Annotated in this window: 20 protein-coding genes; 4 read left to right on the top strand and 16 right to left on the bottom strand. The window is 33.0% G+C overall.

Annotated elements, in window-relative coordinates:
* Positions 1–87: 87 nt before the first annotated feature.
* Positions 88–540, bottom strand: coding sequence for a 2-dehydro-3-deoxyphosphooctonate aldolase (locus ACNQGN_RS09440; protein ID WP_417987575.1), 453 nt, complete (start codon positions 538–540; stop codon positions 88–90).
* A gap of 215 nt (positions 541–755) precedes the next feature.
* On the opposite strand from ACNQGN_RS09440, the gene ACNQGN_RS09435 reads away from it, so the two are divergent.
* Both ACNQGN_RS09435 and ACNQGN_RS09430 read left to right on the top strand, forming a co-directional pair.
* Positions 756–1313, top strand: a complete 558-nt coding sequence (locus ACNQGN_RS09435) for a YeeE/YedE family protein (protein WP_417987574.1) — start codon at positions 756–758, stop codon at positions 1311–1313.
* A gap of 3 nt (positions 1314–1316) precedes the next feature.
* The gene (locus ACNQGN_RS09430; protein WP_417987573.1) at positions 1317–1730 is read left to right on the top strand and encodes a DUF6691 family protein; all 414 of its coding nucleotides are present in this window, start codon (positions 1317–1319) and stop codon (positions 1728–1730) included.
* Between the two features lie 47 nt (positions 1731–1777).
* On the opposite strand, the gene ACNQGN_RS09425 is transcribed toward ACNQGN_RS09430, so the two are convergent.
* The 8 genes from ACNQGN_RS09425 to ACNQGN_RS09390 all read right to left on the bottom strand — a co-directional run bounded on the left by ACNQGN_RS09425 (position 1778) and on the right by ACNQGN_RS09390 (position 8397).
* Positions 1778–2449, bottom strand: a complete 672-nt coding sequence (locus ACNQGN_RS09425) for a lysoplasmalogenase (protein ID WP_417987572.1) — start codon at positions 2447–2449, stop codon at positions 1778–1780.
* 15 nt (positions 2450–2464) lie between these two features.
* The gene (locus tag ACNQGN_RS09420) at positions 2465–3730 is read right to left on the bottom strand and encodes a sterol desaturase family protein (protein ID WP_417987571.1); all 1266 of its coding nucleotides are present in this window, start codon (positions 3728–3730) and stop codon (positions 2465–2467) included.
* 95 nt (positions 3731–3825) lie between these two features.
* Positions 3826–4101 carry an ATP-dependent Clp protease adaptor ClpS gene (locus ACNQGN_RS09415; RefSeq protein WP_417987570.1) on the bottom strand — a complete coding sequence of 92 codons (276 nt, stop codon included), beginning with the start codon at positions 4099–4101 and terminating at the stop codon, positions 3826–3828.
* 45 nt (positions 4102–4146) lie between these two features.
* A complete protein-coding gene (gene prmA, locus ACNQGN_RS09410; RefSeq protein WP_417987569.1) occupies positions 4147–4980 on the bottom strand; it encodes a 50S ribosomal protein L11 methyltransferase in 834 nt (277 codons plus the stop codon).
* Between the two features lie 109 nt (positions 4981–5089).
* Entirely contained in the window at positions 5090–5842 is a 753-nt protein-coding gene (gene tpiA, locus ACNQGN_RS09405) for a triose-phosphate isomerase (RefSeq protein WP_417987568.1), read from the bottom strand.
* Between the two features lie 49 nt (positions 5843–5891).
* The gene (locus ACNQGN_RS09400) at positions 5892–6389 is read right to left on the bottom strand and encodes a TlpA family protein disulfide reductase (RefSeq protein ID WP_417987567.1); all 498 of its coding nucleotides are present in this window, start codon (positions 6387–6389) and stop codon (positions 5892–5894) included.
* 354 nt (positions 6390–6743) lie between these two features.
* On the bottom strand, positions 6744–7844 hold the full coding sequence (locus ACNQGN_RS09395) for a BT_3928 family protein (protein WP_417987566.1): 1101 nt from the start codon (positions 7842–7844) through the stop codon (positions 6744–6746).
* A 4-nt stretch (positions 7845–7848) separates the two neighbouring features.
* On the bottom strand, positions 7849–8397 hold the full coding sequence (locus ACNQGN_RS09390) for a DUF1599 domain-containing protein (protein ID WP_417987565.1): 549 nt from the start codon (positions 8395–8397) through the stop codon (positions 7849–7851).
* 126 nt (positions 8398–8523) lie between these two features.
* Between ACNQGN_RS09390 and folP the strand changes: the two genes are divergently transcribed.
* On the top strand, positions 8524–9348 hold the full coding sequence (folP, locus tag ACNQGN_RS09385; RefSeq protein WP_417987564.1) for a dihydropteroate synthase: 825 nt from the start codon (positions 8524–8526) through the stop codon (positions 9346–9348).
* Positions 9349–9350: 2 nt separating this feature from the next.
* Complete coding sequence (locus ACNQGN_RS09380) at positions 9351–9989, top strand: hypothetical protein (protein ID WP_417987563.1); 639 nt, start codon at positions 9351–9353, stop codon at positions 9987–9989.
* Positions 9990–10144: 155 nt separating this feature from the next.
* Here ACNQGN_RS09380 and ACNQGN_RS09375 read toward each other — a convergent pair whose 3' ends face one another.
* The 7 genes from ACNQGN_RS09375 to ACNQGN_RS09345 form a co-directional block, all read right to left on the bottom strand.
* Positions 10145–10627 (bottom strand): CHRD domain-containing protein, encoded by a 483-nt coding sequence (locus ACNQGN_RS09375; RefSeq protein ID WP_417987562.1) that lies wholly within the window; start codon positions 10625–10627, stop codon positions 10145–10147.
* Positions 10628–10916: 289 nt separating this feature from the next.
* Positions 10917–11390, bottom strand: coding sequence for a 23S rRNA (pseudouridine(1915)-N(3))-methyltransferase RlmH (rlmH, locus tag ACNQGN_RS09370; RefSeq protein ID WP_417987561.1), 474 nt, complete (start codon positions 11388–11390; stop codon positions 10917–10919).
* Between the two features lie 98 nt (positions 11391–11488).
* Positions 11489–11917 (bottom strand): SRPBCC family protein, encoded by a 429-nt coding sequence (locus tag ACNQGN_RS09365; RefSeq protein ID WP_417987560.1) that lies wholly within the window; start codon positions 11915–11917, stop codon positions 11489–11491.
* Between the two features lie 7 nt (positions 11918–11924).
* The gene (locus ACNQGN_RS09360) at positions 11925–12368 is read right to left on the bottom strand and encodes a VOC family protein (protein ID WP_417987559.1); all 444 of its coding nucleotides are present in this window, start codon (positions 12366–12368) and stop codon (positions 11925–11927) included.
* Between the two features lie 62 nt (positions 12369–12430).
* The gene (locus ACNQGN_RS09355) at positions 12431–12922 is read right to left on the bottom strand and encodes a VOC family protein (protein WP_417987558.1); all 492 of its coding nucleotides are present in this window, start codon (positions 12920–12922) and stop codon (positions 12431–12433) included.
* 273 nt (positions 12923–13195) lie between these two features.
* A complete protein-coding gene (locus tag ACNQGN_RS09350) occupies positions 13196–13666 on the bottom strand; it encodes an SRPBCC family protein (RefSeq protein WP_417987557.1) in 471 nt (156 codons plus the stop codon).
* Between the two features lie 61 nt (positions 13667–13727).
* On the bottom strand, positions 13728–14195 hold the full coding sequence (locus ACNQGN_RS09345) for a hypothetical protein (protein WP_417987556.1): 468 nt from the start codon (positions 14193–14195) through the stop codon (positions 13728–13730).
* Positions 14196–14402 lie beyond the last annotated feature (207 nt).

Here is a 14402-nt window from a genome sequence, read left to right as displayed (position 1 = left end):
CGTGCTGTCTGTTGCAAATAAAAATTTACTGAGCTCCAATAAAAACAACATTTTTCAAAAGAGAAAAGAGGGCAGTCGGGTATTTATTTAATTCTTTTTTAAGGTAAGACCAACAGGTACCATTAAAATTCCTTTTTCGTAAATATTTAAATAGAGTTTTACTGTTTTTTTTTGACCTTCCCACTTTACCTCATATACATCTAGAAAACCTGCGCCCAAAGCGGTGTTTTTTGTTGGAAATGGACAGCAACTTTCTAATTTTGTATAGGTAATTTTTTCACCTTTAGGTCCGGCCAATGCATTTAAAAAGCGCTCCTGATTAATCGTCTCGTTTGTCGTATTTCTATAAAATATATTGATGGGATAATCTTGGTCGTACCCATATTTTTTGTCTTTACTGTATTCTGTGATTACAAAAGTATTTTGATCTGTAATTCTAAGATTAGGCGCATTGTTGTCTACATTTTTCAAAGTAGATTTGGTGCTTACACAAGAAGCAGTGACTATTAGTAAAGTAATAAAAAGAACTGTTTTTTTCATGATTTATGGTTTTTACTCCCTTGCAGCAAGCATTGTTTAGATTATAAAATTAATTTCGGGACATTATTTTCAACACTATTTTGTTGCAAACCCACTTTAAAAATACAAATATAATCAGAACTTTAAACGGTTTTGTTTCTTCGAACAACAATTGTGCCTTAATTGTACATTTTTTAAAAGATAGAATCCTTATTTTTACAAAAAAGAAATAGATTATGAATTTAATTTTTCAGACTTGGCCTTGGTATGTTTCCGGATTTTTGATAGGCATGATTATGCTTTGTTTAATCTATTTTGGAAAGACTTTTGGCATGTCTTCTAATTTGCGTTCATTGTGTTCTATGACCGGAATAGGGAGTAGAGTAGCTTTTTTTGATTTCGATTGGAAAGCACAACGTTGGAATTTATTGGTTGTAATAGGTGCAATGTTGGGTGGTTTTGTAGCTGTTCATTTCATGAGTGATGTTTCAAACGTTACTATTAATCCAAAAACCGTTGCACAGTTGGCGCAACTGGGCATTGACACTCCGAACGGAAAGCTAATGCCAGATACACTTTTCGGTACACAAATTTGGCAATCGCCCAAAAGTATTTTTATTCTGGTTATAGGAGGGATTCTAATAGGTTTTGGTTCACGCTATGCTGGTGGCTGTACTTCAGGACATGCTATTTCTGGCTTAAGTAATCTACAACTCCCATCGCTAAAAGCCGTTATCGGATTTTTTGTTGGAGGATTAATTATGGCTCATTTTTTATTACCGTTAATTTTTTAAGTTATGAATGTATTAAAATATTTAATCGTTGGATTTGTTTTCGGAATTGTACTAACTAAATCAGAAGCAGTTTCATGGTATCGTATTTATGAAATGTTTCAATTTCAGTCATTTCACATGTACGGAATTATTTCTGTTGCTATTTTGACAGGGGTTACTGGTATTCAAATTATTAAAAGAAATAAATTGAAGGATATAAAAGGACAACCAATAGAAATTCTCGATAAAGAAAAAGGTTCTGCTCGTTATTGGATTGGCGGATTATTTTTTGGATTAGGTTGGGCCCTTGTGGGTTCTTGCCCGGGCCCGATATTTATATTACTCGGCGCTGGTTTCTGGAGTGTGCTCTTGGTGCTTTTGGGGGCTTTGTTAGGTACCTTTATCTATGGGGTGGTAAAGGATAAATTACCTCATTAATTTCACCTTAATTAAGATTTTAAATAGCATTTCTAAGAAAGGGAAAGCTATTTTTTTCTGTTTAATTTCAAAATACCAACTACAATTAAGTATTGTGCGATTAGGTATGTTATCATAATAAGAAAGGAACTAAACATAATCGGTTCGTAAAATTTATTGAATGCCAGAATACTGTCTGATATTACGAAAATAAAAGCACCTGATACTATATAAGTCCCAGCAGGTTTACTCCATCTTAGATATCCTTTAAATGCAAATAAAAGCATTGTTGATAGTACTATAGCATATACTAAAACCGGAATTTTTAAATCGCCTAAAGTGGGTAATAATAGTAAAAACATAACTACTAAATAGACAATTATCGTCGTAATACCAGTCCAGAAGACGGCATTGTTTCTGGAAGAGTTTATTCTTAATTGTTTACTGAACAAAATTACATAAGTAATATGAGAAATCAGAAATGCTACCAGTCCAATAATAAAGTAGAGTTCTGCTTTATCAGCAAAAAGTAATACGACATCTCCCATCCAAGAAAAAGTCAAGGCTATTGAAAGAAATCTTTTTGATGGAAAATCTCCACAAAAATAAACCGCCAATATAAGAAAAGGAATCAAAAAGGGTTTTAAGAACCAGGCAATGTCTTCCTTTCCCAAAATAATTAATAAAAGATAAATGAAGCTAATTCCAATATAGGCTTTGAATGATAAGGTACTTTTCATGAATTATTTTTAGGTTTATGCTAACACCACTTTTTCCTTTTCAAAATTAACACTTACAAAATAGACTGTGGCTATTAAGGATAACGTAAGATATCCAATAATGATATAATTTGCATAAGGAAAAAGCTGATTCATTGAAAACCAGTCTCCAAAATAAGCTATTATGGCTATCCCGAAAGTAAATCGGAGGATTTCCCAAAAGATTGAAGTTTTACGGGCATCCATTAATTCGGTGTAGCTATAGACTGTTACAAAAATGAACGCTCCATATATAAATACATTGGGTAAACCTATTATAGCAATAGAATTATATAAGTAGCTGATAAGTAATAAGGTAACGACAGCCTGAGTAATCGACCAAATCATTAGTTTTTTCGAGTATTGAGTGCCGTATTTTTCAAATGCATAAACATCCTGTATCTTATGAACTGGATATTTTTCTTCAAAATTTTCCGGGCGCCAGCCTGTCGGTTTAAACCAAATGGCAATTTTATCTTTCCAATTTTCAGCGCGCCAGGCGTCTTTTATCATTAGCAAAAGATGTTGAAAATTGATACGAATGGGATTCCAAGTCTGTGCTGGCCTGGTGATTCCAAAAACTGCCGGAACAGTTTCTAACTCTTCTTGAAATGTTCCGAATAATTTATCCCAAATTATAAATATCTGGGAATGGTTTTTGTCCATGTATTCTGGATTGATTGCATGATGCACCCGATGATGAGATGGGGAGACAAGAATATTCTCCAGAAAGCCAATTTTTTTAATATGTCTGGTATGATACCAAAACTGAAGAAATAAATGAATAGGAAGTGTAATTGCGATCACTTTCGAGGGAACTCCTAAAAGAGCGGCAGGAATTAGTAAAAAAGTAAATAAATTGACAAAACTGGATATGGGTTGGCGCAATGCACAAGCTAAATTAAATTCTTCACTACTGTGATGAATAGCATGTTTGTTCCATAAAAAATTAATTTGATGCGAAAAGCGATGGCTCCAATAGCCATAAAAATCGATTGCTATGAAACCAATGATGTAGGCAAAGGTAGTAGGCTCTAAATGGAAAATTGCAATTTGTGAAGCAATCCATTCATAGGAAATAAGTGTAATGCTAAGTCCTAAAACATCCTTAACGGAGTTGACCATTCCTGAACTTATGCTTGAAATGGAATCCATATTAGGAGAAGTGTTTTCTCCTTTATAATGACCATATATTTTTTCTATTATAATTAATAGTAAAAAAATGGGCATTACAAAAACTAAAATTTTACCGTATTCTATCATAAAAGCCTAATGTATTGTTCAAATATATAATAAAAGTATATATTTTTTGAATTATTTGTAATAATTCTACACGAGGCTCTGAAATTTAAATACGGCTATATAATTTCAGCACTTAATCCAGCTTCCAATAACTGGGTACACTGAGCTTTTAGCTTGTCATAAGGACCTGTTTTTACAGTACATTTTCCGTTGTAATGTACAATCAACGAGCATTGTTCCGCTTGCTCAGGCGTGTGGTTACAAACACGTATTAAAGTTTCTATGACATGGTCAAAAGTATTAACATCGTCATTATAGACAACAATTTCGTTATCTATTGATACAATTTCTTTTACACTGACTCTCTCTCTTACTTTTTCTTTAGTACTCATTTTCTAGATTTTTTTGTACTTGTATTATAATAAAATAATATTATACTAATTTACGTATTTTAGAGAAACCCAATTATTTTTTTGGAACTTTTTAACATAAGTTAAACCTTTCTCAGTGCAAGAAGCATCAATAAAAGGGATGTCTTCTTCATAGAAACCGCTTAAAAGTAAGGTTCCTTTTGGATTTAAGCAATCTACATAACTTTGCATGTCGTTCAACAAAATATTTCTATTGATGTTAGCGATTATTAAATCATATCGTTTGTCTTTTAACAAAGCAGCATCACCTTCATAAACTGTAATATGTTCACAATTATTGCGTTCAGCATTTTCGATAGAATTCAAATAGCACCAATTATCAATATCAATTGCATCGATAGGTTGGGCACCTTTCATTTCAGCAAGAATTGCTAAAATTGCTGTTCCACAACCCATATCAAGTGTTTTTAATCCCATAACATCTATTTCTAATAAATGTTGAATCATCATATGTGTAGTCTCGTGATGACCTGTTCCAAAACTCATTTTTGGCTCAATTATAATATCAAATTCAGCATCCGTTTTTGGATGGAAAGGAGCTCGTACGTGGCAGTTGCCATCGACATCAATTGGTTCGAAATTCTTTTCCCATTCTTCATTCCAGTTCACTTGCTCTATTTCTTCGAAAGTGTAGTCAATTTTGAATTCTTCTGATTGTAAAATTTGAATATCATCAAGAATCATTTCATCCCATAAATCCTTTTGTACAAAGGCAGAAATACCCGTTTCGGTTTCTGTAAAACTTTCAAATGCTTTTTCTCCTAACTGGGCAATTAATATTTCTGAACCTAATTCTTTTGGTTCTATGGTAAAATGATATCCGATATAAATGTTTGACATGTTTAATTTTTTTTGCAAAGGTAGTATTATCTCTTTTTATTGAAGAATTAAAACAAAAAAAAGGCCTGATAAAAATATCAAACCTTCTTTCTAATTTAGGGTAGTAAAATTATATAGCATTCACAATGGCTACGAAATCATCTGCTTTTAACGCCGCTCCACCAATAAGACCTCCGTCCACATCTGGTTTAGAGAAAATTTCTTTTGCATTTTCTGGTTTTACACTTCCTCCGTAAAGAATTGAAACATCTTCAGCTATGTCACTTCCAAAAGCTTTACGTACTGTTTCTCTAATGAATTCATGCATTTCCTGTGCTTGTTCAGGAGAAGCTGTTTCTCCAGTTCCTATTGCCCAAACTGGCTCATATGCTAAAACAATATTTACCCAGTCCTTAGCTTCAATATGAAATAAACCATCACGCAATTGATTTTCAACAACATTGAAGTGATTTTTAGATTGACGGTCTTTTAGTTCTTCACCAAAACAGAAAATAACAGTCATGTCATGTTCCAAAGCAGTATCAACTTTACTCGCAATTAAAGCATCTGTTTCATTAAAAATCGCTCTACGCTCTGAATGCCCAAGAATTACAGTATTCACGCCAACACTTTTAAGCATATCAGCAGAAATTTCACCTGTAAAAGCCCCACTTTCTGCCTGATGTACATTTTGAGCCGCTACATCAATACTGGTAAATTCTAAATGATCAACAGCAGAAGCCAAGTTAACAAAAGTTGGAGCAACAATTACTTGTGCTTTAGTTTCAGTTGGTATTTTTGCTATTAATTCGTTTAATAAATCTTCAGTTTGTTCTGCGTTTTTATGCATTTTCCAGTTTCCTGCTACAATTTTCTTTCTCATTTTCTTGTTTTTATTTTAGTTAGATAGTTTGTTTAGAAGTTATATAGTGCTATTGTTTACTTTTTTTTAAAGTTTCATTTATGAGGTCAAAATCAGTTTCTATTGCACGATATAAAACAATTTTGCCAGTTTTGTCAATAATGATATACCTTGGAATCCAATCCAGGTCAATCGCTTTTGCAAAAACACCTTTCATCTGATCATTTGCCATAAAATGTTCGCCTTTGATTTTGTGTTTTTCAATACCAAGTTTCCATTTATCGGCTGTTTTGTCCATAGAAATGAATACATAAGCCACATCTGGATTATTCGCTTGTACTTCTTTGATTTTTGGCATTGCTTTTACACAATCGCCACACCAAGAGGCCCATACTTCTATCACTAACGTTTTTCCTTTGTGCTTTTTTAAAATATTCTTAAAAGCAATTTGGCTTCCATTGTCGGATAATAATGTTTCTGATAACGCTTCTTTTGAAAATTCCGTTTTTTGAGCATTGGTACAAGAAAAGGTAATGAAAGCAACGAATAAAGCGAATATTTTTTCCATCTTTTAAAATTTAGCAACAAAGTTAAACAAACAATTTGATTGGGGAATATAGATTAGAGAATTTTGAATTCTCAGCTATTATGTCACAAAAAATGTTTTTTTTGTAATGTTAAAAGTAGTGAAATCGTAATAGTTAAGTGTTAAATGGAATGTTTGTTTAATTAAATTGAAATTTGAGCTTTTAAAACAAACTGATTTATCACTTTATTAATCCTATTTCGCTAAAAATGCACTAGTAAATATAGTTGTCGGCAGTCTAAATCGAGAGGGAAAGGTCGTAAAATGTTCCTGCCTAAAATTTATAAAGGTTTAAAATTACATGTTTGTAACTTTAAACCTTTAGCTTCAACTTTTTTACAACTTCAAATCTGCAAGATCATTGTAATGGACTTTTTGTTTTATAGTTCCTTTTTCAAGAATCACAATACTTGGGTTGGCTCTTTCAATTGTTTTTAAAGTGATAGCATCACAAAAATAAAAATCGAATGTCATTCCGAATTGTTTTTTTGATTTCTCGATTTCTTTCGGTGAAGAAGCGGTCATGCCGATTACTTTATAGCCTTTTGCTTTAGCTTCAGTATTTAATTTTTCCGTTTTGGCTAAGCCACTTTGATCTGCATTCACCAAATCATAAGCTACAATCATAACCAATTTTGGTTCTTCCAACAACTCTTCTTTATAGTCGGACCCGTCTTTTTCCATAGTAAAATCGTGGATAGGAGGGATATAGCCTTCTGTAATTACTTTGTCTTTTCTATCTACAAAAATTGCTCCTTCTGGAAGAGCCATCAAGTCCTTCTCGGTAAATTCCTTATCGACACCATTTACTTTGTATATGAAAATCATTTCTACCACACTTTTTGGGGCATTATCAGGGATTCTCATTCCTTTTTGGATATTATTTCCAACCTTAAATGGTCTAAAATCGATTAAAGGTAAATGATTTAAGACCCAAATTCCCATAAACGAACACAAAATTACACTAGCATAAATAATTATGTTTTGAACACCATTGCTGAACAACGGTTGAACCAGCTTTCTGTTAAAAAACAATATTAGAATAAAGAATAACAAAACAATGTCTTTACTGAAAGACTGCCATGGTGTAAGTTTCAAAGCGTCTCCAAAGCAACCGCAATCTTTCACCACATTGTAATATGCAGAATAGAAGGTCAGGAAAGTAAATAATACAATCAAAACAAGTAAACTCCAAATCGTGAATTTTGGTTTGTAACCAATGAGTAACATAATGCCTAAAATCACTTCAAGAATGACTAAAAATAAAGCAATTCCTAATGCAAATGGAACTAAAAAAGGCATGTTGAAAACCGGCTCACTAAAATATTCCGCCAATTTGTATGAAAACCCAATTGGGTCATTCAGTTTGATTAATCCAGAAATGATAAAAAGTATCCCCACAAATATGCGAGAGAATTGAGTAATTATATTTTTCATATTTTTATTTTTCTTTTCCAAATCCCATTAAAATCAATGCAAAAACGGAATAATTAATGATATCCTGATAATTGGCGTCAATACCTTCAGAAACTAAAGTTTTTCCTTTATTATCTTCAATTTGTTTTACACGAAGCAGTTTTTGTAAAATTAAATCTGTTAAAGAGCTAACACGCATATCACGCCATGCTTCACCATAATCATGATTTTTGTCTTCCATTAACGCTTTGGTTACTGCAACTTTTGCATCGTATAATTCGGTTGCTTTTTCGACATCTAAATCAGGTTGATCTGCAACGCCTAATTCCAACTGAATTAAAGCCATTATAGAATAATTGATAATTCCGATGAATTCACCGGTTTCATCTTCATCAATTTTACGTACTTCGTTTTCTTGAAGACTTCTTATTCTTTGGGCTTTAATATAGATTTGGTCTGTCAATGAAGGCAATCTTAAAATGCGCCATGCGCATCCATAATCTTTCATTTTATTAGTAAAAAGCGATCGACAAATCGCAATCACAGTATCATATTCCTTTGAAGTATTCTTCATTATTGATGTATATTTGTCTAAAATTTCTTCAAAAATAGCATATTTTTTTTGAATGAAGATTGAACGATAAATAATGTTTAATGAAAAGTTTTAAACTGAAAATTGCAACTGAAAACTAAAAAAATAATGACTATTAACTGTAACGGGGTACTTATAGACTTATCAACTCCCAAAGTAATGGGGATTTTGAATGTAACACCAAACTCTTTTTTTGATGGCGGTAAGTATAAAAATGAAATAGAAATACTTTCTCAAGTTGGAAAAATGCTAAATGATGGCGCGACTTTCATTGATATAGGTGCGTATTCCAGTAAACCTAATGCCGAGTTTGTTTCTGAGCAGGAGGAAATTTCGAGAATTGTTCCAGTTGCTAATTTGATTCTAAAACATTTTCCGGAAACGATTATCTCAATTGACACTTTTAGAAGTGAAGTAGCGAAAGCGAGTATCGAAAACGGTGCAGCTATTATTAATGATATTGCAGCTGGAAATCTGGATGACAAAATGTTCGAAATTATTGCAAAATACAATGTCCCTTATGTCATGATGCACATGAGAGGCAATCCTCAAACGATGCAGAAGCTCACGAATTATGACGATATTGTAAAAGAAATGTTGTTCTATTTTTCGGAATTAATTGCCAAAGCAAGAAGTTTTGGAATTAATGACTTAATTATTGATCCAGGTTTTGGCTTTGCAAAAACAATGGAGCAAAATTATGAGGTTTTTCGAAAAATGGAATTATTTAAAATGCTTGAACTCCCTCTTCTTGTGGGGATTTCTAGAAAATCAATGATTTGTAAAGCATTGAATATTAAAACAGAACAGGCGTTAAACGGAACCACGGTTTTAAATACCCTGGCATTGACCAAAGGCGCAAAAATACTTCGTGTTCATGATGTAAAGGAAGCTATGGAATGCGTAGCATTATTTAATGAAATCAATCTATAAGCATGAAATATTTTAGTATGATTGCTCTTTTTATTTTTCTTTCCTGTAGTAATAAGGAGGATATATTATTGCCAAAAGGCAATACGACTATTGTAAAAGAGGTCGATGATCTTTCACCAGTTTATATTTTTTTTAGAGTAAATGGAAACGATACTTTGGCAGAAGTAAACAGGAAAAATAGTATTATTTCCACTAACTGGATTTTGAATATAGACAAACGTTTGCCTTTGCGAATCGCGATTCCTGAGATCATGAAACTGCAACATAAAAAGCGCGAAGAAAAAGCACATAAGAATGAAAAGGCTGAAAATTATTATTCGTATGCTGATACTGTTGGTAAAAACTTAGCCTTTATTGCTTTTACTAATGTCTTTTACAGCTTGGAAAAACCAAGATCAGGAAAAGTTGTGTTTTTTACCAAAAACAACGAAATTTTAGTAGATAATGTTAGGGTGAAAAAAGAACAGTTACAGACTTATTTCAATACTTTACCAATAGATACATTGAATAAGTTTGTTTTTTGTTTCGAAAAAGAAATGTCTTTTGGAACTTATATTCAAAATAAAATTTTGATAAATAGTATAAAATTTTCGAAACCAAAACCTGAATTAATAGTTTTTGATCAGGAGTTTGTTTACTAACAGGAAAATAATAGTATTTAGACCTTCAAAAAATAGTAAATAATCAAGTAGTTCGTGTTTTTATCGATTTTATTGTTTGAGATGTTATGTTTAAATACTAAAAGCTTTCCTTGTGAAAAGAAAGCCTTTAGTTTTATAAGATCTAAAATTGGGGTTTAATAGCCGCCTCCGCCGCCACCGCCGCCACCAGATCCTCCTGGATTTGTTGTAATAAGTTGGCCTCTAATTTCTCCACCTGGGAATGCTGTACTATGCAAGTTTACATAATAAAGATTGGCAAGAAGATCTGCTTGCTGAGATGCAGTTAAAGCAGGACTTGTATAGGTTATTGGAGAGGTTGAAGCAGTGAGAGGAAAGACAATTGGTCCGTCAACGGTTACAGCTCCTATATGAATATGTGCATCAGTGACTGTTAAGCCACTATATGTTACTGTTAAGGACATTACTTTTGTAGTTTTGTTATAGTAAAGCACCGCAGTTCCCGTTGCTGTTGAATTATTGGAAGGTACTTCCTTTGCACCGTTTAATGTAGCATTAAAAGTTACTATAAGTGGTGTTGGAGCAGGGTCATCATCATCGCATGAAACTAAACCTGACAAAATGATAAAAATAGCTAAAAAGCGAATAGAATATTTCATAATAAAATATTTAAAGGTTAAAAAATTGAAACAATACTATTAAAAAGTGATGTAATCTCGTAACGATTTTATATTTAATGAGATTTTTAGAAGGGCTTTAGTGAACTATAAAATTAAATTTTTAAAATCAAAAAATCTATAAATATAAGTTAAAAAATTGATTTTTAGTTATTTATATGTTGTTTGTGAGTTTAAGCTAGTGTTTTAAGATCCAGAGTTTAAGATAGAATGAAGTGTCTATGCATACTGTAGAAAACGAAGTGTAAAGCAGTTATTTTTAAACTTAACTTTATTGGTGATGATAGGGTTCATTTCTCAAAATTGTAAACCCACGATACAATTGTTCGATAAAAAATAACCGCACCATCTGGTGCGAAAAAGTCATTAGGGAAAGCGAGATTTTTCCCTGTGCTTTGACATAAACCGTTTCCGAAAAGCCATACGGGCCGCCAATTACGAAAACTAAAGTTTTAACACCTGAGTTCATTTTCTTTTGCAATTCGTTCGAAAAACCAACGCTGGAAAAATTTTTTCCATTTTCATCTAATAAAATAAGTTGATCTGTCGGCATTATTTTCGCTAAAATTAATTCGCCTTCTTTCTCTTTTTGCTGACTTTCAGATAAGTTTTTGACGTTCTTGATATCAGCAATTATGTCCAAATCGAACTTGATATAAAAAGACAGACGCTTGGTGTAATCGTCTATCAAAGATTGTAATGCTTTGTTATCAGTTTTCCCAATTGCAATAAGTTTGATGTTCATTTTATGAAATTTCAGAGGCGCAAATATAGAAAATTGATATCGTATTTGATTAACATTAAACAACCATAAGTAGTTCTTTTTGGCTAGGTTTTGTTTTTTTACAATTTAGATTCAGCATATTTTTTGAAGTTATTTAATATCAATTGCCAACCGGACTGTTGCATCTCGATTGGGTTTTCATTTTCAGCTTCAAAAACTTCAATAATTTTTGTCTTATTGCTATCATTGGAAAAGCAAATTTTTACTTTTCGTGTGTCATCAAGAGTATATTCAATAAGTTCGTTCTGTTTTATAGTGTCATATCGACCACTAAAATCAAAGCCCATACTGCCATCCTTCGCTTCCATTCTTGCAGCAAATTTACCTCCAATTGTTAAATCATTGTCAGCTCTGGTTGTGTGCCAGTCATCAGAGGCATTGTTCCATTTAACGATGTCGTCTGGGTTTGTCCACTTTTTCCAAACCGCATCAATTGGTGCATTGATAATAGTTTCAACTGTTATCAGTGATTTAATTTCATTATCCATAAACAATTTATTCTGCTTTTTCAACACAGTTAAACATCCATTGAATACCAAATTTATCGGTGCAACTTCCATAATAGGCTCCCCAAAACATTATCTGAAGTTCCATTGTTATTGTTCCTCCACTTGACAGTAAGTCAAATATTTTTTTTGTTTCGGCTCTCGTGTCCGGTTCCAGATTGATAAAAATATTGTTGCCAAAGTTAACTTTAAACCCCATTGATTCAGGAGCGTCAGTTCCCATTAAAAAATGTCCGCCGATGATTGGTAATTCAATATGCATGATTAGATTTTTATCGTTTTCATCAATTGGTGGCATTCCTTCTGCTGGTGGAATGTCACTGAACCGGGTTATTCCCCCTGCGCTAAATTCTCCTCCGAATACGGATTTATAAAAATTAAATGCATCCTCTGTATTGCGAGGAAAGTTAAGGTAGGTGCTTACTCGTGCCATTTTTATTTGTTTTTTAATTAAATAATTTTATTTGATTGCTCTTTTTATCAGGTGCACTAATTTTAACTTTGATAAGCTTTTTCTAACTTTTCAATATCAATTTTTACCATTTGCATTATTGCCTGCATTACCCTGTTTGATTTTTCAATATCGTTGCTTTGCATCATTTCAGCTAATACTACTGGGACAATTTGCCAAGAGAGACCAAACTTATCCTTTAACCATCCGCATTGTTGAATTTGCCCACCTTCAGAAAGTTTTTCCCAAAACGTATCGATTTCGGATTGGTTTTCGCAGTTTACAATGAATGAAATGGCTTCCGAAAAGGTAAATACGGGCCCACCATTCAAAGCCAAAAAATCTTCTCCGTTCAGTTGAAATGAAACTGTTAAAACCGTTCCTTCCGGCAAGGGTGCATTTTTACCGTAATGAGTTGTTTTTCCAATTTTGGAGTTTTTAAAAATAGAAGTATAGAAAGACACAGCTTCTTGCGCATTGTTATTAAACCATAAACAAGGAGTGATTTTTTGGGTAATTATTTTTTTATTTTCCATAAAAAAGCTTTTATATTTTGAACATAAAATTAGAAAGTAGGGGAAAATAGGATGATTACTTCGTTTGAACTGAAGTATTAATTTGGGAGTTAAAAGTACAAAATCGGGAAAGAAGTATCTGTGTAATTTCAGCAAAAATGTTTTGTTAATTAATTGTAAATCAGGTATGTTTTTGAGCTGCGCAATAGTTGTTTGTGGGAATGTTTGATAAGCTTTTTTATGTTTTTCAGGAAGGTGGCAGTAGTATTTGTCCGTCCGTGCAATGTTTATGATTTATTCATTTACTTCCTTAGGAAATCTGTCTGAAACTAAATTTAGCTGGATATTGTATTCCAAATAAGCTTTTAATCCTGCTAAAACTAATGCAAATCCTTCTGTTGAATCCCGTACTTGTGAGATAAGTTTTTCTGTTTCTCCCTGAAATCCACTATTAATAATACTTACAAAAGTTTCGGCTTCCCCTAAATATCTAAATGTCCATTCCACGGTAGAAACGTCATCATGGTTTCCCCATTCAATTGTAATTTTTTTATTCTGCTCTATTATTTTTGTCCTAACCGAAACAGAATGATTGTACATTTCCCAAGTCCATTCCGTTTGTTTTCCTTCTTCAAGTTTTCCGGAGCTCTTAGTAAACCAAAATTTTGTCGTAATTTCTGGGTTTATAAAGGCCTCAAAGACGCTTTCAATGGGGTTTCTAATTAGCATTTCAGCTTTTGCATAGTATTTTGTTTCTGTAGCCATAATTTTAATTTTCGCAAAAATTCGTGCCAGTTCTCGTATATAAAGATGCATTAGCGCAAATTTACGACTTAGGCAATGGAGCACCAACGGCAATATCACATCGGTGATTTGTTTGACCGTGTGGAGGGTTCATTCCTTCAGGAGTGGGTGTTGTTGCTGTTGGAGTAGAAGTGACCGCAGTGGGGACTCCTTGGTTTTGTTGCTGAATTACGGGTGTGTTTTTAGCTGTGGAGACCGGAGAATTTAAAGGGGCGCCAACAGGGATGTCGCAACGATGGCCGGGCTGACCGTGCACAGGATTCATTCCTTTAGCGATAGGGGCTGGTGTTGTCAAAGCCTTGTTCTGAGTAGCCGTAGTAGGGACTTGTTGTGCTTGAGAGGAAATTGCAGCTTCATTCCGCATCTGTTTTCCAACTTCAGTAAAAGGAACTACGTTTGTTGGCGTAGTGCTTTGTTGTGGTTCGAGTTCTTTTTTGCAAGAAGTCAATAACAGTGAGGATACAAAAAGTAAGCTTAAAAAAGATTTCATAAACAGTGTTTTTGTGGTTAATGAAATCAAATATAGGATTTTTAATAATACCGTACTAAATAAAAGTATTGATTTTTAGCGCTTTACTCTCTAAAAAGAGAGTAATGCAGCACTTTTTTCTGATGTACTTACTTAGTAAGCGATTTCTTGTTCTGACATTATCGAGAGTCTTGGGCTTACTATTAGAATATTGAATCACAATTTCTT

Source organism: Flavobacterium rhamnosi, from assembly GCF_048286515.1.
In the GTDB taxonomy this organism is placed as follows: Bacteria; Bacteroidota; Bacteroidia; order Flavobacteriales; family Flavobacteriaceae; genus Flavobacterium.
This window is presented reverse-complemented; position numbering and strand designations above follow the sequence as displayed.